Origin of the sequence: Snodgrassella sp. B3800 (assembly GCF_026535865.1) — a bacterium.
GTDB classification, from domain to species: Bacteria; Pseudomonadota; Gammaproteobacteria; order Burkholderiales; family Neisseriaceae; genus Snodgrassella; species Snodgrassella alvi_E.
On record NZ_JAFNPH010000004.1, the window covers coordinates 58,044 to 81,840 of the forward strand.

At 41.4% G+C, this 23,797-nt stretch carries 17 protein-coding genes; 8 read left to right on the top strand and 9 right to left on the bottom strand.

Going from position 1 to position 23,797, the window contains the following annotated elements; translation table 11 throughout:
* Positions 1-47 precede the first annotated feature (47 nt).
* The 3 genes from J3U64_RS07080 (at position 48) to rfbD (ending at position 2,821) form a co-directional block, all read left to right on the top strand.
* A complete protein-coding gene (locus J3U64_RS07080; protein ID WP_267408748.1) occupies positions 48-638 on the top strand; it encodes a cytochrome C in 591 nt (196 codons plus the stop codon).
* Positions 638-1,774 (top strand): bifunctional diaminohydroxyphosphoribosylaminopyrimidine deaminase/5-amino-6-(5-phosphoribosylamino)uracil reductase RibD, encoded by a 1,137-nt coding sequence (gene ribD, locus J3U64_RS07085; protein ID WP_267408749.1) that lies wholly within the window; start codon positions 638-640, stop codon positions 1,772-1,774. Before J3U64_RS07080 ends, ribD begins: the two co-directional genes overlap by 1 nt.
* Before the next feature lie 186 nt (positions 1,775-1,960).
* Positions 1,961-2,821 carry a dTDP-4-dehydrorhamnose reductase gene (gene rfbD / locus J3U64_RS07090; protein WP_267391083.1) on the top strand — a complete coding sequence of 287 codons (861 nt, stop codon included), beginning with the start codon at positions 1,961-1,963 and terminating at the stop codon, positions 2,819-2,821.
* A 51-nt stretch (positions 2,822-2,872) separates the two neighbouring features.
* Here the strand turns inward: rfbD and J3U64_RS07095 are convergent, their stop codons facing one another.
* Positions 2,873-3,328, bottom strand: coding sequence for a DNA polymerase III subunit chi (locus J3U64_RS07095; RefSeq protein ID WP_267408750.1), 456 nt, complete (start codon positions 3,326-3,328; stop codon positions 2,873-2,875).
* Complete coding sequence (locus tag J3U64_RS07100) at positions 3,329-4,738, bottom strand: leucyl aminopeptidase (protein ID WP_267408751.1); 1,410 nt, start codon at positions 4,736-4,738, stop codon at positions 3,329-3,331. It lies immediately after the preceding gene.
* 129 nt (positions 4,739-4,867) lie between these two features.
* On the opposite strand from J3U64_RS07100, the gene lptF reads away from it, so the two are divergent.
* Together lptF and lptG are read left to right on the top strand one after the other, a co-directional pair.
* Entirely contained in the window at positions 4,868-5,977 is a 1,110-nt protein-coding gene (gene lptF, locus J3U64_RS07105; RefSeq protein WP_267408752.1) for an LPS export ABC transporter permease LptF, read from the top strand.
* Positions 5,977-7,065 (top strand): LPS export ABC transporter permease LptG, encoded by a 1,089-nt coding sequence (lptG, locus tag J3U64_RS07110; protein ID WP_267408753.1) that lies wholly within the window; start codon positions 5,977-5,979, stop codon positions 7,063-7,065. The genes lptF and lptG overlap by 1 nt, the downstream gene beginning before the upstream one ends.
* A 417-nt stretch (positions 7,066-7,482) precedes the next feature.
* On the opposite strand, the gene J3U64_RS07115 is transcribed toward lptG, so the two are convergent.
* From J3U64_RS07115 to J3U64_RS07145, 7 genes are all read right to left on the bottom strand, one after another.
* Complete coding sequence (locus tag J3U64_RS07115) at positions 7,483-8,805, bottom strand: TolC family protein (RefSeq protein ID WP_267408754.1); 1,323 nt, start codon at positions 8,803-8,805, stop codon at positions 7,483-7,485.
* Positions 8,805-10,232, bottom strand: coding sequence for an HlyD family type I secretion periplasmic adaptor subunit (locus J3U64_RS07120; RefSeq protein WP_267408855.1), 1,428 nt, complete (start codon positions 10,230-10,232; stop codon positions 8,805-8,807). The genes J3U64_RS07115 and J3U64_RS07120 overlap by 1 nt, the downstream gene beginning before the upstream one ends.
* A gap of 32 nt (positions 10,233-10,264) precedes the next feature.
* On the bottom strand, positions 10,265-12,406 hold the full coding sequence (locus J3U64_RS07125; RefSeq protein ID WP_267408755.1) for a type I secretion system permease/ATPase: 2,142 nt from the start codon (positions 12,404-12,406) through the stop codon (positions 10,265-10,267).
* Positions 12,407-13,184: 778 nt separating this feature from the next.
* On the bottom strand, positions 13,185-14,705 hold the full coding sequence (locus J3U64_RS07130; protein WP_100157124.1) for a catalase: 1,521 nt from the start codon (positions 14,703-14,705) through the stop codon (positions 13,185-13,187).
* A gap of 278 nt (positions 14,706-14,983) precedes the next feature.
* Positions 14,984-15,331, bottom strand: coding sequence for an iron-sulfur cluster insertion protein ErpA (gene erpA, locus J3U64_RS07135; protein ID WP_100141308.1), 348 nt, complete (start codon positions 15,329-15,331; stop codon positions 14,984-14,986).
* A gap of 53 nt (positions 15,332-15,384) precedes the next feature.
* Entirely contained in the window at positions 15,385-16,425 is a 1,041-nt protein-coding gene (gene argC, locus J3U64_RS07140) for an N-acetyl-gamma-glutamyl-phosphate reductase (RefSeq protein WP_267408756.1), read from the bottom strand.
* A 33-nt stretch (positions 16,426-16,458) separates the two neighbouring features.
* Positions 16,459-18,330, bottom strand: coding sequence for a potassium transporter Kup (locus J3U64_RS07145; protein ID WP_267408757.1), 1,872 nt, complete (start codon positions 18,328-18,330; stop codon positions 16,459-16,461).
* Positions 18,331-18,761: 431 nt separating this feature from the next.
* On the opposite strand from J3U64_RS07145, the gene rimP reads away from it, so the two are divergent.
* The 3 genes from rimP to infB are packed head-to-tail and all read left to right on the top strand — an operon-like array spanning position 18,762 to position 23,717.
* Positions 18,762-19,244, top strand: a complete 483-nt coding sequence (gene rimP, locus J3U64_RS07150) for a ribosome maturation factor RimP (protein WP_100141306.1) — start codon at positions 18,762-18,764, stop codon at positions 19,242-19,244.
* Between the two features lie 47 nt (positions 19,245-19,291).
* The gene (gene nusA, locus J3U64_RS07155) at positions 19,292-20,779 is read left to right on the top strand and encodes a transcription termination factor NusA (protein WP_267408758.1); all 1,488 of its coding nucleotides are present in this window, start codon (positions 19,292-19,294) and stop codon (positions 20,777-20,779) included.
* A gap of 10 nt (positions 20,780-20,789) precedes the next feature.
* Positions 20,790-23,717 (top strand): translation initiation factor IF-2, encoded by a 2,928-nt coding sequence (infB, locus tag J3U64_RS07160; RefSeq protein WP_267408759.1) that lies wholly within the window; start codon positions 20,790-20,792, stop codon positions 23,715-23,717.
* The last annotated feature ends 80 nt before the right edge of the window (positions 23,718-23,797 follow it).

A 23,797-nucleotide genomic window follows, 5' to 3' on the forward strand; every position in this document is an offset into this window, starting at 1 on the left:
TTATACTTTGTAACTATTATGCCTTGTCATGAAAGCTCGAATTTATCATGTTGAAATCTCGTTTATGGTTGCTGGTTGCAATCGCTTTGCTGAGTTTATCTGCTTGTAAACAGAAAGATACCTCTGTAACGATTGATGCCAGCGATACTCAGGCAGCAAGTAGTGCCAGTGAGGCTTCTGCGTCTAATGCAAACTCTACTCAAACATTAAGCAGTAACGATGGCAAAGTTAGCATTGTGTTAGATGGTGATTTTACTGATGTTTTGGATAGTGCCTCAGACTGGGTTGATCAGAGTCAGGTAAAGAATCTGACATTATTGCAGCACGATGATGACAGCAATATTACACTGGCGGTAAATAATCTGGGCGTAATGAAAATTAAACCAGACGAATATTTTAAAAATTTAGCGGACAGCTTGAAAAACAACGCAGCCATAAGCAAAGTTAAGCTGGGAATTGCTACTGAAAACCGCATGAATTACCGCTTCAGCCATCAGCAGAACGGCACTTTATTAAATGAAAGCTGTGTTGCACTAGTGGCAAATGGAAATCTGTATACAGTTTGTGCCAGCAGCGATAGTGCCTCTGATGATGCTCTTGCTGCTACTTTGAAAACAATTAATTTACAGAATAGTTAATGATGAGCTTTTCCGAGCTGGATAAAAAATTTATGCAAACCGCCCTTGATCTGGCCTGGCAAGGGCGGTTTTCTACTTCTCCCAATCCCCGTGTTGGATGTGTCATTGCTCGTGGCGAGCAGATAGTAGGTGAGGGTTTCCATGTGCAAACTGGTTTAGCTCATGCTGAGGTTAATGCTTTGAAACAGGCTGGATCATTGGCTCACGATGCTACTGTATATGTCACACTAGAGCCTTGCAGTCATACAGGTAGGACGGGGCCCTGTGCGCAGGCGTTGATTGAAGCAGGTATTAAGCGCGTTGTTGTGGCCATGCTAGACCCTAATCCACAGGTCAGTGGCAAGGGTATAAAGATGCTGGAACAAGCAGGTGTGAATGTTGAAAGCGGATTGTTTACCTTACAGGCGCGTGAACTTAATCCAGGTTTCCTTTCTAGACAAGAAAGAAACAAGCCTTATATCAGACTTAAAATTGCAGCGAGTCTTGATAGTAAAACTGCGTTGAGTAATGGGCAAAGCCAGTGGATTACAAGTGATGCTGCTCGTAATGATGTTCAGACATTGCGCGCTGAGAGCTGTGCAGTCTTAACTGGTATCAATACCGTTATTGCAGATGATCCACTGCTAAATGTGCGGAGGTTTAAAGCCTTGCGCCAGCCAGTGCGTATTATTTTGGATAGTCAGCTGCGTATTACTCCTGCTTTCCATGTGATTCAGGATACAAATAGCCCAACATTAATTGTGACTACTATCCGAGACAAGGCTAAACAGGCCCTTTTTGCACCGTATTCCCATGTTTCCGTTCTAACCTTGCCTCCAAACCATCACGGACAAATAGAACTTTCCGAACTTTGGCCTATACTGGTTCAACGTAATATCGGTTTGATTCTCGCGGAAACGGGCGCAACCTTGAATTCTGCTTTACTGGCAGGCCAAGCAGTCGACGAAATTATTTATTATCAGGCGCCGAAGATTCTAGGTTCATCCGCAAGAAACGCAATCGAACTTCCCGAAAATCAAGAGGCATTGAATGAATCTGAATGGCAATCAGTCGATCTTAGACTGCTGGGTAATGATTGTCGCTGGACAATACGCCATGAGCAGAGTGCTTCTTGGTTAAAAGGTAGTTTGTTATAGCAGTTAAAAATCTATCTATATCAAACATTCTTTAATTAATGTATCAAACACAGCTGAAAATAAAATTTCGTTGTGTAACAATATTCTCATTGTTAGTTTATTTTACTAATCCTACATAATGTATGCAGCATTATTGATATTACAATATTAATTATTACATTGCTCATTGATAATAAAGGCTTCGCTATGCGTATTCTATTAACGGGTTCAAAAGGTCAGGTAGGAAGTTGCTTGCGGGAAAGATTTCCTGAAAACTGGGAATTGATAGCCAGTGATTCTCAGACACTGAATATTACAGATGCACATAATGTGCTCAATATGGTTAAGACATTTGAACCGGATATGATCATCAATGCTGCCGGTTATACTAAAGTCGATGCCGCTGAAACAGATAGCGATAAAGCATTTGCAGTTAATGCAACCGGAACTCTGAATCTAGCACAGGCTGCACAGTCGATTGGTGCACGTTTGATTCATTTGTCCACTGAGCAGGTATTTGATGGACATCATCATGTGGTGCTCACTGAAAATATGGCTCCTAATCCAGCAAATATTTACGGACACAGTAAATTGGCAGGTGAATTACTTGCTTTAAATGCCCATGTTGAAACTGCAGTCATCCGAACTTCTTGGGTTTACAGTGAACATGGTCACAATTTTGTTAAAATTATGTTGCAAAAAGGTTTGGAAGCACCGACTATCCGGGTCGTTGATGACCAAATTGGTTGTCCAACCTATGCCGGAGATTTAGCTGAAGCCATCATCCGCCTAGCTGAATTAAAGAGTTCGCCACGTGGAATATTCCATTTTGCTGGTAGTCAGCAAATGAGCTGGGCAGAATTTGCTCAGCGCATTTTTATCGAAGCTGCCAAAATAGATGATCGCTATAGTAAAGTAAAGGTAGAACGCATCGCTACCGCAGATTATAAGTGTGCAGCTAAGCGTCCTGAGTTTGGTATTCTAGATAGCCGTACCTTGCAAAATATCATACAGCAACCAGTAACCGATACGCCTTTATCGCAAGTCGTTAGCAAACTTTTGAAATAAAAATATAAAATTAGCGGGTTAATAAAAACCCGCTAATTTTAGTTTGACGATTTATTTTTCTTTACGCATATCATGGTGTTCGATTACGAATCCTGCTTCCTTATAAGTACGGAATCTTTGTCTTGCCATTGCGACTTCATCCAGATCATTAGCCACCAGCTCTAATACACGCTCTGGTCTTTGTGGTGCTTCAGACCAATAAACATCTGCCAGATTAATAACTACCCAATCATTTTTAATAGCAGGTAAATCATTGCCATAAGAAAGTAATACCCATTGTCCTTCTACGGGTAAAGGCTGTGAGTGAGGCCAGATTTCATGTGGCAGGAAACTAGTAGCGTTAAATGACCACAAAGCATGATCAAGTTCGTTGACTTTACCTGCATCTTCCAGCCAAATTAATACACTTAGCCCGCTTTTAAACACTTTTTGTGTCAGCCGGCAGGTGAACGAAACTATGTCAGAGAGGTGCGTGTAAAAAGTGGTAGTGGCCATATCATTTCGCATTTAGACTTGTTGAAGCAGATACTCCACTAGCAGTGGCACGGGTCGGCCTGTTGCACCTTTATTAGAGCCGGAATGCCATGCTGTACCAGCGATATCCAAATGTGCCCATGGGTAGGATTTTGTAAAATAAGAAAGAAATGCCGCAGCAGTAATCGTACCAGCGGGCCGGCCACCTATATTTTGCAAATCCGCAAAATTGGATTTCAGCTGTTCTTTATATTCATCGAATAACGGCAACTGCCAAGTTTTATCGTTAATATTGTTGGCTGCTTCTAACAACTGTTCTATTAGTGGTTGATTATTGCCTAGTACTCCCTGAGCTACATGCCCCAGAGCAATAATACATGCACCTGTCAAAGTAGCGAGATCGATAACAGCTTTAGGCTGGAAACGTTCCGCGTAGGTCAGCGCATCACATAAAATCAGCCTGCCTTCTGCATCAGTATTTAGCACCTCGATGCTTAATCCATTCATGGCTTTTACTACATCACCAGGCTTGACAGCATTACCCGATGGCATATTTTCACAAGTAGGAATAACTGCAACTAGGTTTAAGGGCAGCTTAAGTTTTGCTGCAGCTGCAAACGCTCCGATAACTGAAGCTGCGCCACACATATCAAATTTCATTTCATCCATAGCTGCGCCCGGTTTAAGCGAAATTCCTCCCGAATCAAAGGTTATACCTTTACCTACCAATACCACTGGTTTCTCATCCGCTTCAGGAGCGCCATGATATTGCAGTTCAATCAGGTATGCACCTGCTGTACTGCCCTGAGCTACAGCCAGTAACGCATTCATCCCCATTTCCTGAAGTTCTGCTGTAGACATGATACGGGCACTGGCACCTACATTTTCAGCAATCCTAGCCGCTGTAGAGGCCAGATAGGATGGAGTACATACATTACCGGGTGCATTACCAAGGTCTTTACAGATATTCATTCCGTAAACTATGGCTTCAGCTTTTATAAGGTATTCATTTACTTCTTGAGTAGTATAATAATGTACTTGCTCCAATTTGATCGGCTTAGCATCTTTTTTAAAAGTGTCAAAACGATAAACTGCCTCACCTACAGCGATAGTAAATGCCTGTACCCATTTTTGCACAATGACTTTTGAAACTAAACTCAGATCCACATCAATCCGAATTTGTTCTTTGGCCCAGCATGCTACAGATGTTGCCAGTTTTTGTATGCTGGCATAATCCTCTTCTTCTATACGTGCAACCGCTACAGCTTGTAGCTGATTCTGCTCAAGTGTATGTGTAGCAAGAAAATCTTTTTCTTGCTGGTCTAATTGAGACAGCAAAGTATCGATAACTGTGTTATTGCGATTATTGTTGGCAGCGGCGATAATCAGTAAAGAACTGTTGTTTTGCGGCTGCAATAGTTCGGTTTTTATGCTAAATTTCATATTTCTTCTCCCAATCTAAGGGCGTTGTATATATTCTGTTCAAATCAGCCTTCAGGCAGATTTGGATTCCCCTATTGTAACGCAGGCTGTCAGTAAAATATGGACAGTCGCAGATGTGTTTATTAATTTATGATTTATCAACGCCAATTTATTAAAGAATTATCATGGACGGCCGTTGGCATATTCGTGATTTTACTTGTTGTACTGGTGGCCACTCAGGCAATCAATTTACTTGGAAGAGCTGCCAGCGGGCGGGTAGCCATTGATGCGGTAACAGCGCTGATTGGGTTTTGGACGATAGGTCTGACGCCGGTATTACTAATTCTGACAGCCTACATCAGCATCATTACAGTATTGACACGCTACTGGCGTGACAGTGAGATGGTAATCTGGCTATCCAGTGGCTTATCATTAAGAAATTGGATTTTTCCAATTATGAAATTCAGCATACCATTTGCTGTGCTGGTTGCGCTGGTATCAATGCTGATACAGCCGTGGGCAGAATGGCGCAGCCGAGAATTTGCAGAATTACTGAAACAGAAACAGGAAATGTCTTTGCTCGAACCGGGCGTATTCAGAGAAATAGGCAAAAGCCATCCTCGAGTTTATTTCATTGAAACTTTTGATCCTGATACGGGCAAGGCCAGCAATCTTTTTGTACGTGAAAAAGAAAAAAATGGCAAAGACAGTACCATATTTGCCAAAAGAGGGGAGTTTAAACAGGATGGAGAAAAAAGAATTCTGACACTTGAAGACGGATTCCGCTATTACGGACAACCCGGACAGGCAGATTATCAGAGAGCTTCATTTAACAAAATGACACTTGTAATCAGTGTCAATACAATGATTATTGATCCGAAGCAAAATAGACATACCATACCAACTGCGGCACTATTAAGTAGTAATGAAGCTATTTATAAAGCAGAGCTGATGTGGCGGTTGTCACTACCGATTAGCGTAATTATTCTGGCTCTGCTTGCCTTACCTTTGTCTTATTTTAATCCGCGTACAGGACATACCTACAATATCCTGATTGCAATAGCCATCTTCCTGATTTACCAGAACGGGCTCACTTTTCTACGTGACTTAGTTGAGAATGGACGTATTCCGCTTTGGTTGGGTATCATACCAATGCATCTGTTGATGTTTCTGGTGTTTTTATTTCTATTACGCTGGCGGGATATGCCTTCAGCACCATTTAGAACAGCATTTACATCATTGCTGGGAGGCCGCTCCTGATGCGTCTGCTCAATCGTTATGTAATTAGCCAACTATCGATTTGTACAATTTATGCACTTTTAGCGCTGATTAGCTTGTACAGCTTCTTCGATATTATGGGGGAAATTAGCCATGTTGGTGACGGACGATATACGGCCGATAAAATGCTGTTTTATGTTTTATTGTTGATTCCCACTCATGCTTACGAACTGATGCCTCTGGCCGTACTAGTAGGTGCTTTGGTTTGTCTGAATCAGATGGCCAGCCATAGTGAATTTACCGTCATCCGAACATCTGGAATCAGTCTGGCCAGCATCATTGGTATGATGCTGCAATTTGGTCTAATGTTTGCAATTATCGCAGCATTATTAGGTGAATATGTGGTTCCTAAAACAGGACCATATGCAGAACAATATCAGTTGCACGCTCGTCAAAACACTATTAGTGCTGGAGATAGCGGTATCTGGCTCAAACAGGGCCAAGATATTGTAAATGTAGCAGAAATGTTGCCAGATGGTAGTTTAAAAGATATCAGCATATACCGACACGATGATCAATTTCATTTAAGTGAAACATTACATGCTGCCAGTGCTAATGTAGATGTGCATACTCAGGCGGGTAAACAGACAAAATGGCATTTGCATCAGGTAAACCAATCGATATTACAAGCACATCAGATTGTCGTAAACCATCTGGAAAATGTTGATTGGCATATGTCCATAAATCATCAGCTGCTTAATATTTTGCTGGTAGCACCAGAGCAAATGTCTATAGTCGCATTATCTACGTATATCAAGCACCTGAAAAATAATCACCAGCAAATAATTCGTTATGAACTCGCTTGGTGGCGCAAAATTGCTTATCCATTAGCCTGCATTGTTATGGCGCTGGTGGCATTGGCATTTACACCCCAACAAAACCGGCGCGGTAATATGGGCTTGAAACTATTTTACGGCATCTGTTTGGGTTTGTTTTTTCATTTCTCGGGTCGTTTATTTGGTTTTACCAGTCAATTATATGGAGTGCCAACACCGGTAGCAGCTTTTTTGCCGACACTTTTATTTTTAAGTTTGGCAGTCTATCTTATAAGGCGACAAGAAAAGAGATAGTAAGAATAAATTGATGCCCTATAGGTAAAGAAATTTATCAGTAGGGTATCAATTATTTTTCCCCCTATAGTAGTTCATAATAAATAATTCACATGAAATTCAGCAGAAATGAAATATTATTTTGATATAGAATCTAGCTTAAGTTACGACTATTCCGAATAATCAAAATCATTTTTTACAATATCATTATTATAATTTTTTATATAAATAAGGATGATATAGATAAGCTAGCTAGTTTAAACTAAATTAAATACAACTGAGAAAAAATAAATACGTCAAAAGAAATACTCTGAATAATTAGAATTTCGGAAAAAACTTTTTAAAAATATCTTTCCATTGTACGTAAATATTTGTTATTCAATATATTCTAATTTATTCATATAATTTCAGTTCTTGATTCATCAAGGGGGAATATATTTAATAAAGCAATTTATGCAGTTTTTTCTGTTCGTTAATTTGTGTCAGGATACCTGCACTTTGCAGTAACTGAATATATGTAGTAATGTAGCTATACTGTGCTTCTGCCAGTTTTTGCTCTGCATCAGCTTTGGCCTGCAAAGCCTGTAATTCGTCCAAATTGCTTCGTATGCCAACCTTACGTCCCAATTGCGTAGCTTGAAGTTTTACTGCATTGGCTTTCAATAATTGTTGTTGGGCCTGAATCTGGTATAGATTACCCATAGTTGTTTGATAAGCCTGATCTATGTTTAGCTTAATTTTACGTTCAGTAGCAATTAGTTGAAATTTATTTTGCTGTTCTTTGGCTGCTGCTTCCTTGATTTTACTGTGAATCATTCCTCCTGAAAATAAAGGCATTGAAAGTTGAACGGTTACAATACCTCCTTTACTTCGCGTGCCATGATCCATGCCATAAAACTGCTGAATCTGATGATTATCCTGATACCCACCATTTAGAGTTAGTTTAGGCCAGTTTTCAGCTTTGGCGGCAATATAAGCCTGTTTGGCATTTTGCAGAGCCAGTTTTTGCTGCTGCCATTCCGGATTATTTTTTTGTGCCAGCATCAACCAGTCTGATTTACTTGTTTTCCCAAGTAAATCACCAAAATCGGTGTGTTTCAACCGCTTTATTTGTTTGGGATCCAATCCTGTAATATTGGCTAGATTATTTTGTGCTACCAACAAATCCGTCATACTACTGACTTTTTTCGCGCGGGCAGCTTCATAGCCTGCCTGAGCTTCATTGGTGTCTACAATAGTGGCCGCACCCTTATTGAATAAAGCTTTAGCCTGTTTGATTTGCATGGCGTAAGCTTCTTTTTCTTTTTCAATTGAAACCAATTTGTCTTCTATCAATAAAACCTGAAAATAGGCTTTAGCAACTTTAAAAAGTAAATCTTCTTTCACATTTTCCAGCTGCCAATCAGCCATGCTGGCCGTGATTTTACCCTGCTGATATTGTGCCCATTTGGATTTATCAAATAATGATTGACTTGCCTGAACATTCCATCCGTGAGTCTGAGTCGTACTGGATAAAGAGGAAGGTTGTTTCTGGTATATATAGTTAGTATTTACCTGCGGCAATAAAGCAGCTCGAGTTTGTGGCAGTTGTTCCTTTTGTACATCCCGCTCACTTTGTGCCGCAGCATAATCTGCAGAGTAATTTATTGCGGCCTGCCAAGCTTCGAATAAATCAAATGCCTGTGCATTAGAGTGTAAAAATACGAAGCCAAGTAAAGCAAAGATAAATTTTCTGCAATTAAAGGGGTAATTTTTGTGCATCAGCGTTCTCGCATACTTTCATCTACTTTGGTTTGTAACGGGCTTAATAAATAAGTAATAACGCGACGCTTACCGGTTTTAATTTCAGCTGTGACATTCATGCCTGCAGTCAAATTAACTTTTTTACCATCAATCACTAAATAATTTTTGTCTAGAACAATTGTTGCAGCAAACACTAAGCCTAGTTTTTCATCTTCAATAGCATCAAAGCTAACATTTTTTACTTTGCCGGTTAGATAACCATAACGAGTGTAGGGGAAAGATTCGATTTTAATAACTGCATTCTGCCCAGCTTTGACAAAACCGATATCTTTATTTGATACCAATGCTTCAATTTCCATCTGATCCTGATCAGGTACCACCACCATAATTTGTTGGGCAGCAGTCACCACACCGCCCACAGTATAGGTGGCTAGCTGCTGTACTGTACCATCAACAGGGGATTTCAAAGTCATTAGCTGTTTGCGTTGTAAAGCCTTTTCTGTTGCTTGAGTGAGTTGCTGTATTTGTTCGTTTGCCTGTCGAAGCTGATCTAGCGTATCTCGTTTGAGTGTACTGGTTTGTAATTGACGATTTTGCTCTGCTTCACGAATACTTTCCTGTATCTGCCGTAACTGACTGCGCTGACTGGCTAAATCATTTTTATTCTGAATAAATTTGCTTTCCTGTTCATAGTAAGCGTGTTTCGAAACAAAATTTTGGGCCAGTAAGTCTTTATAGTCTGATGTACGGCTTTGTTCAATGGCGGTAGTTTGCTCCAGCTTGCTTACCTGAGACTGAGTACCTTGAAGCTGAGCCTGATGTTCACGCAGCACCGTTTGCAATTGTGCATCTTGAGTAAACCAAGTCTGATACTGATTTAAAGCCAGAGATTGTGCTTCTGTAATCTGATCGGGATTAAGGTGCCACTGCGTAGCAAGCTCCTTATCCAGTATAGGAGTCTGATGAGAATCTAATGCGCGGATTACAGCCTCCAGACGCAATTTATTCAAACGAGCCGCCTGTAAAGATTTTTCCGATTGTGCATAATCACTGTCAGAGCCAATGCCACTCAACTCGACAAGTACTTGTCCGTTTTTTACATGGTCGCCATTTTTTACTGCAATTTTATCAACTACCGAAGTTTCCAATGGTTGAATAACTTTGCTGCGTCCACCTGGTGTTGTTTTGCCCGTGGCCACTGCAACAATATCCAGCTTACCAATTAAAGCCCATAGAAGAGCGATTACTGCGAACAGGATAATCAGACGAGCGGTCCACTTTGGTGCTGCGGATAGAGGAGTTTCGGTTAATTCCAGATGTGCTGGTAAAAAGGCACGTTCATCTTTATCGCGTTTAGGTGGATCGAGTTGAAACCGTACGGCCCACACATTTTTCCATACTGTGCTATAACGTTGCAGGAAATCTTTAAATGCTTGAATGCGAATACTCATATATTAATTTCTTATTCTGATTCGTTTCAGCTGTTTTGCAGCTGATATAAATAGCGATAATAGCCATCTGGTTTAGCCAGTAATTCTTGATGAGTACCTTCTTCTACAATGCTACCCTTATCCATGGCAATAATGCGATTAGCCATACGCACTGTAGATAAGCGATGAGCAATAATCAAAACGGTACGACCTTTACAAATAGCCTGCATATTTTTCATTATTGCACGTTCAGATTCATAATCTAGCGCACTTGTCGCTTCATCAAGTATTAAAATACGCGGATTTCCAACCAGTGCTCTAGCAATGGCAACACGTTGTCGTTGTCCGCCAGACAATCCTGCACCTTGCTCACCAACAATTGTGTCGTATCCTTCAGGCAACTCCATAATAAAATCGTGTGCACCAGCCATTTTTGCTGCATACATTATTTTTTCTAACGGCATGCCAGGATCTGCAAGTGCAATATTAGCGCGGATACTCTGATTTAGCAGAACGTTTTCCTGTAAAACAACGCCTACCTGACGACGTAACCACGCAGGATCTGCCAGTGCTAAATCATTACCATCAACCAGTACCCGTCCACGCTCTGGCGTATATAATCGTTGCACCAGTTTGGTTAATGTAGATTTGCCAGAACCGGAACGACCAACAATGCCTAGTATTTCACCCGGCTTAATCTTTAAATTCAAATCACGTAGAATTTCTGCACCATCTGGACGATAGCGAAATGAGATTTTTTCAAACTCGATTTGTCCTTTAATATTGGGTAAGGCCATTCGTGAAGTGGGATTTTCTGTTGGGGTATTTAAAATGTCCCCAAGTCTGGATACAGAGATACCCACCTGCTGAAAATCCTGCCACAACTGAGCCAGACGGATAACCGGAGCGGCTACTTGTCCTGCAAGCATGTTAAAAGCGATCAACTGTCCTACAGTGAGTTCACCTTTAATTACCAGATGAGCGCCAAGCCATAAAGTAATAAGTGTGACCATTTTTTGGATGAACTGTACGCCTTGCTGGCCTATAGTAGCCAGTCGGGCAACACGAAAGCCAGAGCTGACATAAGCTGCGAGCTGCTGATCCCAGCGTCTGGTCATCTGAGGTTCTACAGCCATGGCTTTGATCGTACCAATGGCAGTTACCGATTCAACAAGAAAAGACTGATTATCAGCATTGCGCGCAAATTTTTCATTCAGTCTAGAACGTAGTATGGGACTGATGGTGGCGGACCAGAAGGCATAACAGGGGAGTGAAATAATCACTACCAATGTAAGCCAACCACTATAAAACCACATGACTATCAGAAATATAAATGAAAAGCACAAATCCAGAACAGAGGTCAGAGCTTGCCCAGTTAAAAAGTTACGGATTTGCTCAAGCTCCCGTACTCTTGCCACCGTATCACCTACTCGGCGATGTTCAAAATAAGCCAGAGGCAGGCTTAAAAGATGACGAAAGAGTCTTGCGCCTAATTCGACATCAATACGTGAGGTAGTATGGGCGAAGACATAAGTACGCAGACCACTGAGGACTACATCAAAAATAATAATTACTAGTAATGCAAAGGTAATAACATCAAGAGTAGAGAAACTGCGGTGTACCAGAACTTTATCCATGACCACCTGAAAAAACATAGGCGTCACCAGAGCGAAAAGCTGAATAAAAACCGATACTACCAATACTTCCAGAAAAATCCGGCGATATTTAATTACAGCAGGAATAAACCATGTGAAATCAAATTTAGCTAATTGCCCAAGTACAGATGCTCTAGAAGTAACCAGAATCAGTTGACCAGAATAACGCTGTGCAAATTCTTCTTGGCTGAGTATAACCGGTTTGCCCTGTGCTATATCCTGTATCAGATACCGGTCGCCATCTACTCTGGCTAAAATAAAATGTTGTCCATCCTCCCGCCAGACTACTGCTGGTAATGCTACTAATGAAAGCCGCTCTATACGATGCTTTACCAGCTTTGCTTTCAGCCCTAAATCTTTTGCAGCAAGAAGCCATTGCTCAACATTTAAATCTTCTTTTTCTGTGTATTTATGCGTTATATCTGCCGGATTGACTGCAATACCATGATAGTGGGCTAGTAAAACGAGTGCTGACAAAGCAATATTATTTTTTTGTGCTGAGGATGTTTCAGATGATTCCGAAGATGGCTGCATAGGTGTGAGTAAATAAGTTAGTATAATTTATTATAATTTAACACAAATTCTTAAAAATTAATACACCTAGAATAGTTTAAAAATTATGTGGTTATTATATTTATTAGTTAGTTATAATTTTTAATATTTAAATGGTATAGAGTTGGATAATTAAATTTAAGTATATATAATGAATTAAAAAAAGAGTTTTATATATATTTGTCTTACAAAATTAATGTCTATGAAATAATATTTAAATAATTTGCTAATTATAAACTCTAATATTTATTTCAAGTTTCTCTCTAATCATATTAAAATTAAGTTTATCATTATTATATTAAAAGATTTATAACTTTATAGTCATATTTAGATTCAGGCTTAGATCGGAAAAGATATAATGAATAAGGAAAACGAATATTTAAATTATTAAATTTTTCATGTGGTTAATAACATATTTTTGGCTTGCTAGGTTTAAAAATAAAACACTATGATTGAAACTAAACAAGAAAATGATAATAGATATATCTTGAAATAATAAATACATACAGATTATGGCAATTTAGATTTCTAGATTTTATAATTTATTATTTAACAGCCATCTATTTACTAAAAAAAACATGGAAATTAGACTAATAAAATATTAGAATATTTCTTTTTAATTGTTTGATATTATTTATTCTTTTCATCAGTTATTTTGACTATCGATTTATTTTAAGTTTTAAACAATATTTAAAAACAAAAATAGAAATCAGAAATCCTTAGTTTTAAATATTTAAGGATTTCTGATAGACATGAATAATTAAATTAAAACCGCGCAACCTTGAGCTGGATCGCTGCTGCGCGCAGCCAGCGCATCTTCAACGGTCATCCCTAAGGCTTTGGCTACACCGGCGCCATAATCAGGATGGCAGGCATGGCAATTGCGGATGTGGCGATATTTAATAAAATCAAGTGCATCCCCCATAGCTCGTGCGGTATTTTCAAACAATACTTGTTTTTGAGCATCACTCATCAGATTAAAAAGAGCTCGCGGCTGACTGAAATAATCATTATCGTCTTCATGAAAATTCCAGAAGTCTGCATCTCCGTGTATTTTTAATGGTGGTTCTCTGAATTCAGGTTGTTCTTGCCACTGATGAAAACTATTTGGTTCGTAATGTGGCAGACTACCGTAGTTGTCGTCCACTCGAGTTAAGCCATCACGATGATTGCTGAATACGGGACAACGGGCTTTATTTACTGGTATCTGATGATGATTTACGCCAACGCGATAACGAGCAGCATCTGCGTAGTTATATAAACGAGCCTGCAATACTTTATCGGGTGAAACGCTTATGCCCGGAACCAAATTGCTGGGGGCGAAAGCAGCTTGTTCAACATCAAGATAATAGTTATCGGGATTACGGTTTAGTTCGAATTCGCCTACTTCGATAAGCGGATAATCGCCATGTGGCCAAACTTTGGATAAATCAAATGGGTGATAAGGTACTTTTTCTGCATCAGTTTCGGGCATGATTTGAACGTACATAGTCCATTTTGGAAAATCTCCTTTTTCTATAGCATTGTAGAGATCTCTCTGATGGCTATCCCGATCCTGTCCCATGATGTTGGCAGCTTCTTCATCGGTAAGATTTTTGATGCCTTGTTGGGTACGGAAATGAAACTTAACCCAAAATCGTTCTTTGTTGGCATTGATAAAGCTGAAGGTGTGGGAACCAAAACCATGCATATGACGGTAACTAGCTGGAATGCCTCTGTCTGACATAGTAATAGTGACTTGATGAAAGGCTTCGGGAAGCAGTGTCCAATAGTCCCAGTTATAAGTAGGGCTCCGCAGGTTGGTACGTGGGTCACGTTTGACTGCTTTGTTTAAATCCGGAAATTTGCGAGGATCGCGCAGAAAAAAAACAGGTGTGTTATTACCAACTATGTCCCAATTGCCTTGCTCGGTGTAGAAACGCATGGCAAATCCTCGAATATCCCTTTCTGCATCGCCGCCGCCACGTTCGGCTGCTACTTCTGAAAAGCGAACAAACATTTCGGTCTTTTTGCCAATCTGACTAAACAATTTGGCACATGTATATTGTGTAATATCGTGTGTGACAGTAAATGTACCAAATGCGCCAGAACCTTTGGCATGCATTCGTCGTTCGGGAATGACTTCGCGCACGAAATTAGCCAGTCTTTCATTTAGCCACAGATCCTGTGCCAATAATGGGCCACGAGGACCGGCGGTGAGACTGTTCTGATTATCAGATACCGGGGCACCCTGATCGGTGGTCAGGTGGGTAACTGGGCATTTTTTTAAATCATGGTTCATGGTAAAGCTCCTTATTAATTTATTATTAAGTAAGAAAGGCCTTTACTGCTCTGGCACCTTGATTATTATAAGCTTGGTATAAAAATTCTAATGTAAATAACTTGTTATTTTACATTTTATTGAAGATGACAAATTTTTTTAAAACTTGTCAATTTAATTATATTTTAATGTTCATTGTTTAGTTAAAAAATAAACCAGCCTGTTTTGGCTGGTTGATGTTTTTTTAAATTTAGTTAATTTTGATTTATTTTAATTGAATTGCTTTTAAAGTTTTAGGGTTAAACAGAAAAAGATGAACCACAGCCACATGTGGTGGTAGCATTGGGATTGCGGATGACAAATTGCGAACCATGCAGGCTTTCGGAGTAATCAATTTCTGCTCCGACAAGATATTGGTAACTCATTGGGTCAATCAAAAAGGTTAATCCGTCTTTTTCAATTTCAAAATCGTCTTCATTTACGATTTCATCAAACGTAAAGCCATACTGAAAACCAGAACAACCTCCTCCAGTTACAAATACCCGCAGTTTAAGATCGGGGTTATTTTCTTCAGCAATCAAATCTTTAACTTTGGTACAGCAGCTTTCGGTAAATACAATGGGTGTTTCAATATCGGTTTCTGACATGGCAATTCCTTTTAAAAGATAAGTGCATACTGGATTGTCTATCCTGCCGGCTATTATGGCAATAGGGGAGCAAATGTTAATCCACAGCTTTCGTCCAGCCCATACATGATATTCATGTTCTGAACTGCTTGTCCCGCTGCGCCTTTAACTAGATTGTCTATGACCGACAGAATTATCCATGTATTATTTTCAGGAGCTTGTTGTACGCTGATTCTACAAAGATTTGCTCCGCGAACAGACCGAGTTTCCGGCGTACTGCCAACTGGCATGACGTCTACTACCTGACTGTTACAATAGTATTCATCAATCATTTTGGCTGGATTGTAACCATTTTTTACCTGTACATATATGGTGGCATGCATGCCGCGAATCAAGGGGGTGAGGTGGGGAACAAAAACTAGATTGTTTCCCATCTGGGGGTGTAGATGATTAAGGGTTTGTCTAATTTCGGGTAAATGACGATGGCCGCTGATGCCATAAGCCTTAAAATTATCGCTGCATTCAGCATACAGATTGCTGGAGCTCGCTTTGCGCCCTGCACCGGAAACGCCAGATTTGCAGTCTGCTATTACTGGCTGATTATCAATCAGGCATTGCTTTTGCAGCAATGGGATTAAAGGCAGGCTGACGCAGGTCGGATAACAGCCTGGGTTTGCTACTAATTGCGCATTGGCGATGGTTCTGCGGTTTAGTTCGCACAGACCATATACAGCTTTCGCAACCCATTCTGGGCTACTATGAGTAAATGGATACCATTGTTGCCACAGAGAAACATCTTTGATGCGGTAATCCGCTGATAGGTCAATAACTTTTACACCTTGTGCCAGTAAAGGTGGTGCTTCCTGCATAGCTATGCCATTGGGAGTAGCAAAAAAAACGACGTCACAATCCTTTAAACAGGCTTGTTCTGGATGTTGAAACATCAGATCATCGTACTGCCCACGCAGACTGGTAAAGTAATCACTTAATTTTATTCCTGCTTCACTTCGGCTGGTAACGGCAATGATTTCTGCTTCGGGGTGGTGGGTAAGAAGGCGCAGTAATTCTACTCCTGTGTATCCTGTAGCACCGACAATACCAATTTTAATACTCATAAATTTTTCCTGTTTTAGTAACGGGTATGTTGGTTAAATGACTACTTGAGCGCCCAGTTCGACTACACGGTTAGCAGGGATATGGTAGTAGTTTGTAGCTGTTGCGCTGTTCTTATATAGCCATTTAAATATGCGGGCGCGTAAGCGTCCCATATTGCCATGTTTGGTTCGAGCAGCTACGACGATGCTGTCATGAGAAAGAAAAAACGATGTGTCCATGGTATCAAGTGTGATGCCTTGTTCGGCCATTAATGACAGAATGTGGCTAATGTTGGCGGTTTCCTGAAATCCGTAATTTGCAATTACGCGGGTAAAACGTGGCCCTATCTGCTTCATGGCAATGCGTTCATTATCGGCGACATAAGGTATTTCTTTGGTTTTGATACTGAGCAAGACATTGTAGCTATGTAAGACTTTGTTATGTTTAAGGTTGTGAAGTAATGCGCGAGGTACGCTGAATGGATCTGATACCATAAATACGGCATTACCTGTAACTATCTGTGGTGGGTAGTCATGTAGATTTTCGACAAAGTTATCAAGTGAAAATTCTTTGCTCTGCTGTGCCTGATGCAATTGACATTGTCCACGGCGCCAGGTAGAAAAAAGGGTAACGACAATCAAAGCTACCATTACGGGAAACCAGCCTCCATGGATAAGTTTCAATAGATTGCTGCTGAAAAAAACCAGATCAAAGCAAAGGAACAATGAGGTAAGCATTACTGCAATGGGTAAAGGCCAGTGCCAGTTTTTAATCATGACAACACAAAACAGGCATGAGGTAATGACCATGGTTCCGGTAACAGCAATGCCGTAGGCTGAGGCTAGATGTTCAGAATCATGAAAAGCCAACACAACTAAGGTAACGGCGGTTAGTAATAACCAGTTGACTAATGGCAGATATATCTGACCAATTTCTTCATTATTTGTATGGATGATGTTCATGCGTGGTGCGAATCCAAGCTGAATGGCCTGACGAGTGAGAGAATAGGCACCAGCTATAACAGCTTGACTGGCAATAATGGTTGCGAAGGTAGCAAGTATGATCAATGGGATTAATAACCAGTGTGGAGCACTCAGATAGAAAGGGTTATTAATTGCCGTTGGGTTATGCATAATCAATGCTCCCTGTCCCAGATAATTGACTATCAGGCTTGGCAACACTATTTTAATCCATGCTGTTTGAATGGGCTGGCGACCAAAATGCCCCATATCGGCATATAAAGCTTCAGCACCAGTAACAGCTAATACAACACAACCCAATCCGATAAAGCCATCCCAGCCATGATCGATGGCAAATTTGATGCCATAGTAGGGATTGAATGCCAGAATTATTCTTGGTGCCTGTACTATCTGATAGAGACCTATCAAGCCGATGGCACTAAACCAAACTAGCATAACAGGGCCAAACAATTTGCCGATTTTATGAGTGCCTTTTTTTTGTATCAGAAATAATCCGAATAGGATTGCCAGTGCTATCGGCATTACGTATGGCCGAAAGCTTTCATTGATGACGGTCAGGCCTTCAGCAGCTGAAAGTACAGAAACAGCAGGGGTAATCATGGCATCTCCGTAGAATAATGCTGTGCCGGTAAGCCCCATCATCATTGCAATCCAGACTGGTTTACCTTTTAGATGCCGCATAGCCTGTTGCATGAGGACTACCACTCCACCTTCACCATTGTTGTCAGCTCGCAAAATAAAAAGTACATATTTTAGGGTGACTATTAGCAGCAATGACCAGAGAATAAGAGAAACAAAACCTAATATATTTGCTTCAATGGGCGCTAAAGAAGATGCGCGAAAGCTTTCTTTTAAGGCATACAGAGGGCTGGTGCCAATATCGCCGTAGACAATGCCCAATGCTGCAAGTGTCATTGTCGTATTGGCAGAAAACTGTATACGCATTTATTTACCCTATTGATGTGTTTAACAGGGGGAGCAGTTTAGTCTCAACATGGGGTTTAGCCAATCCCTTAATACTGGGTTTTTATAGATTTTTTGTTTATTAGACCTTGATGTGTGCTCTAGGTGTGGAATGAGTGCTTATTTGTGGTAAATATGCTGTTTTCAGACAGTTTAAGTTAAGGTAGTGGCAAGTATTGTTGTAATAAAACCAAGGGTTAAGCTAAAAGTTTTTTATGATCGGACTTTTAAGAAGTTATAAGAATATAAGAACCGATACAATTGATTGATATGTCTAGTTTTATCGCATTATATGGGCAATCAAAATAATGGCAGGTGGTTTCTTTTTTTTCAACAATGAGTTAAAATAAAGAAATTTTTCGAATTATTGAGAAATGGCCCTGAGGCCATTTTTTTGTTTTTACGGAGCACAGATGGATATTCAGGGCATTTTGGAAAAAACTTTGCCAGGTCTGGGCTATGAGTTGGTGAATTATGAGCTGACTTCGCAAGGAGATTTACGGGTCTTTATTGATAAAGCTGAAGGCGGCATTTCTCTGGATGATTGTGTAGCTGTTAGCAACCACTTAAGTCGTGTATTGGCGGTGGAAGATGTTGATTATCAGCGTCTGGAAATTTCCAGTCCTGGTTTGGATCGTCCACTGACTAAGCCTGCTGATTTTGCACGTTTTGCAGGACAACTGGCTAAGATTAAAACCCGTTTGCCGATTGATGGCCAGAAAAATTTTATCGGTCGCATCAATGGTATTGATGATAATGGTTTGATTAGTATTACGCTGGAAGAGGCGAATGAGATACGCAGGGCCAAACGTGCAGCGGTTGCAGCCGGTAAAACGGTATGTATTGAATGGCAGAATGTTGACAAAGCACGTTTAAAGCCAGAGTTTGATTTTTAAATTAAATTTTCATATTGTTGTAAGCGCAGGCTTGCAAGGAGAATTAAATGAGTCGTGAAATTTTACTACTGGCCGAAGCTTTGGCAAGTGAGAAAAACGTTGATACAGAAGTAGTATTTAGTGCACTGGAGTTTGCTCTGGCCAGTGCAGCTAAGAAAAAAACCGAGCGTGAAAATATGGATGTGCGGGTAGTGATTGATCGCAATACTGGCGATTACCGCAGTTTTCGCCGCTGGCTGATTGTGGCGGATGAGGATTATACGTATCCGGATATTCAGAAAACGATTGAAGAAATACAGGAAGAAATTCCGGATACAACGCTCCAAATTGGTGAATATTATGAAGAGCCAATTGAGAATGTTGAATTTGGCCGGATTGGTGCACAGACCGCTAAGCAGGTTATTCTGCAGCGCATTCGTGATGCAGAACGCGAACAGATTTTAAATGAATTCTTACAACGCAAAGATAATCTGGTTCTTGGTACGATTAAACGTATGGAACGGCATGGTGCTATTGTGGAAATCGGACGATTGGAAGCATTGCTGCCGCGTGATCAGATGATTCCTCGGGAAAATTTTCGAAATGGAGACCGTGTAAGAGCTTTGTTTTTACGTGTCGACCAGATCGGCAATCGCAATCAGGTTATCCTGACGCGTATTTCGCGTGAATTTTTGCTGAAACTCTTTGAAATGGAAGTGCCCGAAATTGAGGACGGTCTGCTAGAAATTAAAGAAGTCACTCGTGATCCTGGCTTACGCGCCAAAATAGCGGTGAAATCAAATGATGCCCGCATTGATCCGCAAGGCACCTGTATCGGTGTTCGTGGTTCTCGTGTGAATGCGGTTACTGAGGAGCTTGCTGGTGAACGTATAGATGTGGTGTTGTGGTCACCTGAAACCGCTCAATTTGTGATTAATGCATTAAGCCCAGCTGAGGTTACGCGCATTCTGATTGATGAAGATCACCATTCTGTAGATGTGATTGTAGCTGAAGACCAGTTGGCACTGGCGATTGGTCGTGGTGGTCAAAATGTACGCCTTGCCGCAGAACTGACTGGCTGGCAATTGAATATTATGACTGTGGAAGAGGCGCAGGAACGCCACGAAGCCGAAGATAAGGCTATACGTGAACTCTTTATAAACAATCTTGGTGTTGATGAAAATGTGGCCGAAGTACTAGTTCAAGAAGGATTTACTAGTCTGGAAGAAGTGGCTTACGTGCCTGTTCAGGAAATGCTGGAAATTGAAGGTTTTGATGAAAGCACAGTTGAAGAGTTGCGTAACCGTGCTCGTGATGCGATTCTGACTCTGGCCATTGCCTCTGAAGAGCAGCTGGAACGCATGGATGACGACCTGAAAAATCTTGAGGGTGTCGATCAGGAGATGCTGCATGATTTGGCTAATGAGGGAATTAAAACCCGTGATGATCTGGCTGAGCTATCAGTTGATGAACTGATTGAAATTACTGGCATTGATGAGGAAACCGCCAAGAAAGTGGTGATGGCTGCACGCGCCCACTGGTTTGACGAAGTATGAGGGTACGCGAATGAGTAATCAAATAACTGTAGAACAATTTGCCTCGGAGCTACATATGTCTACTACTAGACTGTTGACACAGCTGGCCGAAGCAGGAGTACATAAACAGACAGCATCAGATAAACTGACTGCTGAAGATAAGAAACAGTTGCTGGTTTATTTAAAGCAGTCTAATGGTAGTCAGTCTGCCGGTACCATCACACTGAATCGTAAGAAGCAGGCCGAAAAGAGTACGGTAGGTGGGGTACAGGTTGAAACCCGTCGTCGTCGCCGTATTGTAGTGCCACCTGAAGAACAGCAGGTCAGTTTGTCTGAAGAAAAGCAGGCACCTGTAAAACAGGAATCAGAACCAGTTAAGGTAGATACTGAAGCTGAGCTACAGGCGAAAAAAGCCGCTGAAGAGCAGGCTGAAGCCAAACGCAGAGAAGAATCTGCAGCTGCCGCAGCTGCAGAGGCGGCGCGTTTGAAAGCAGCAGCCACGGCCAGTAAAACCGAACCAAAACCTAAAGTGGAGGCTGTGCAGACAGAAGTGGTAAAACAGGAAGTGAAACAACAAGAAGTTAAACAGCAGCAGGTTGAAGTGGTACCTCCTAAGGCAGAAGTTTCTGCTGATAAAAAAGCAGCAGATAAAAATGAGCAGCACAAATCCAAACGCAATCGTAATCGTAATAATGCGAAGAAAGTGGATTTGGCTGCTTTGGTGGCCGAAGCAGCCAAACCGATTATTAGTCCGGAAGAGCAAGCTCAACGCGATGAAGAAGCACGTCGAGCAGAGGCTTTACGAGAACAGCGTGAAATGCTGCTGAAACAGAAGCAAGAGCGTCAGGCGCGCCGAGAAGCGGCCAAGCAACAAGCTATGGAACAAAGCAAAGCCGCCAGCGAGCAGAAATCTGCAGAAGTACGTTCGGCTAAACCGACTGAGAAGAAATCAGTTAGCAGCGCTTCTGTCAAAGCTGCGGATAGCGGGACTGATTCAGGCTCACGGCGCAAAAAAGATGAGCAACGTCATCAGCGTGAAGATGATATGCCTAAAAATAAATCTGCTCGCGGAGGTAAAAACCGTCGCGGAACAGATATGGGTAATGGCGAAGACAGCCGTAGACGTGGTGGTAAAAAAGGTGGTAAGAAACAGCTTAAACTAGAGCCGAACCAGCATGCATTCCAAGCACCTACAGAACCGGTAGTACATGAAGTGCTGGTACCGGAAACCATCACGGCGGCAGAGCTGGCTCATAAAATGGCCGTTAAAGCAGCTGAAGTGATTAAGACCCTGATGAAGATGGGCATGATGGTGACCATTAATCAGTCATTGGATCAGGAAACCGCCCTGATTGTGGTAGAAGAAATGGGTCATATCGGTAAGGCTGCGGCAGCAGATGATCCTGAAGCATTTCTGGATGAGGATACGACTGTTACTGAAGCTGAAGCATTGCCACGTCCACCGGTGGTGACAGTAATGGGTCATGTAGACCATGGTAAAACTTCTTTATTGGATTATATTCGCCGTGCCCGTGTGGTACAGGGTGAGGCCGGTGGTATTACTCAGCACATCGGTGCATATCATGTTGAAACGCCTCGTGGTGTGATCACCTTCTTGGATACTCCGGGGCATGAAGCATTTACGGCTATGCGTGCTCGTGGTGCTCAGGCTACTGATATTGTTATTCTAGTTGTGGCCGCTGATGACGGTGTAATGCCGCAGACGATAGAAGCGATTGCTCATGCTAAAGCAGCCAAAGTACCTTTGGTTGTGGCTGTAAACAAGATTGATAAAGAAGGCGCTAATCCGGAACGTATTCGCCAAGAACTAACTGCACATGAAGTGGTACCGGATTCATGGGGTGGTGATGTACAGTTCATCGATGTTTCTGCCAAGCAGGGTACGAATATTGACGCTTTACTGGAAGCAGTACTGCTCGAAGCGGATGTGCTGGAACTGAAAGCACCGGTTGATGCTGCTGCTAAAGGTATTGTTGTTGAATCACGGCTGGATAAAGGTCGTGGTGCTGTGGCAACTTTGCTGGTACAAAGTGGTACTCTGCACAAAGGCGATGTGGTCTTGGCCGGTACAACTTTTGGTCGTGTACGTGCTATGGTGGATGAGAATGGCAAAACTATTGCTGCTGCCGGCCCATCCATTCCAGTTGAAATTCTGGGATTATCTGATGTGCCTAATGCAGGTGAAGATTTCATCGTACTGGCCGATGAGAAAAGAGCTCGCGAAATTGCATTGTTCCGTCAGGGTAAATACCGCGATGTACGCTTAGCCAAGCAACAGGCAGCCAAACTGGAAAACATGTTTAATAACATGGGTGAAAATCAGGCACAAAGTCTGCCGATTATCATTAAAGCCGATGTACAGGGTTCGTATGAGGCTTTGGCTGGAAGCTTGCGTAAACTATCTACTGATGAAGTACGTGTAGATGTATTGCACAGTGGTGTAGGTGGTGTAAGCGAATCTGATGTTAATTTGGCGATTGCATCCGGTGCTGTGATTATTGGCTTTAATGTTCGTGCTGATGCTACTGCACGCAAGCTGGCTGAGCATGAAGGTATTGAAATCCGCTATTACAACATTATTTATGATGCTATTGATGATGTGAAAGCTGCTTTGAGTGGCATGTTAGCACCTGAGCAGAAAGAAAATGTAATCGGTACGGTAGAAATCCGTCAGGTTATTACGGTATCTAAGGTAGGCAATATTGCTGGTTGTATGGTTACGGATGGTTTAATTAAACGTGACTCGCATGTACGCTTGATTCGTAATAATGTGGTTGTTCATACTGGCGAACTGGCTTCATTAAAACGTTTCAAAGACGACGTTAAAGAAGTACGGCAGGGCTTTGAATGTGGTTTGATGCTGAAAAACTATAATGACATTATGGAAGGTGATCAGCTGGAAGCATTTGAAGTGGTTGAGGTTGCCCGTAAACTTTGAAGATAATGAGCAGTAACAGGCAGCCTAAAAGGATATTTTGGGCTGCCTGTATTCTTTGCCTGTTCACAGAAAGGAATGAT